This is a genomic window from Pseudomonas sp. P5_A12, from assembly GCF_056400685.1.
In genome coordinates this window covers 1-748 of the sequence record NZ_JBFUKU010000615.1, presented here as the reverse complement: position 1 = coordinate 748, position 748 = coordinate 1, and the positions used below count along the sequence as shown (strand labels likewise).

The window sequence follows — 748 nt, the reverse complement described above, 5'->3', positions numbered from 1 at the left end:
GGTTTCTCAGGTGCTCGGCGGCGTCAGGTGTCAGGGTGATGTAGTTTTCCGACAGGCGCAGGGTTCGCAGAAAGTGCATCTTCTCGATGCCGGCCGGAAAGTGGGCCAGCCGGCAGTGTCTGGCACTGAGCTGCTGCAACTGAGGGAAGTCCTCCAGCAGGCAGCCTGCCCTGGGATTAAAGTTTGCGCGATCCAGATTCAGCGTGGTGACCTGATCCAGGAATTCCTGAATATCCGGCAGTTTGTCCCACCACAGATCGAGGTTGGTGACCGAGAATTCCGACGACAGATCCAGTGCGTATCCACCTTCGAGACTGGCGCTGCGTTCACCGAAGACCATCGATCTTCGTTCAAAACACTGCAGCAGGCGCCCAGCAATGAAACTCCCGCCGTTGTACCTGAAGCTCATCCATTCGCGGTCAGCCTCACTGTCTGCCGTGCCGTCAAAGGCCGCGGGTTCCCAGTGTTCCAGGGTCTGTCGCAGCTTCTTGAGCTTATTCTCTAGCGCCCTCATGACCTTGAGCGGTTCCTTCTGGGCATTCAAGGAACGAGCGAAGGTGGCCACTTCGCGTTCATCAAGGTGGGAATACAGATTCCGGACCCGGTCTTCCAGCGTCACGGCGGGCCTGGATAACAGCGGGCCGCGAAGCAGGGTGACTGTTTCCGGGGGCAGGACGGGCAAGTTCGGCGGCTCAGCGAGCAGGCTTCGGCGTACGCTGGGGAGTTCGGTCTTCGCCATGATCCATTG

The 748-nt window shown here is 59.2% G+C and carries 1 pseudogene; it reads right to left on the bottom strand.

The features are described 5' to 3' along the window. Positions 1-748 (bottom strand): annotated as a pseudogene (locus AC1DSG_RS31500) (NEL-type E3 ubiquitin ligase domain-containing protein); the annotation flags it as partial.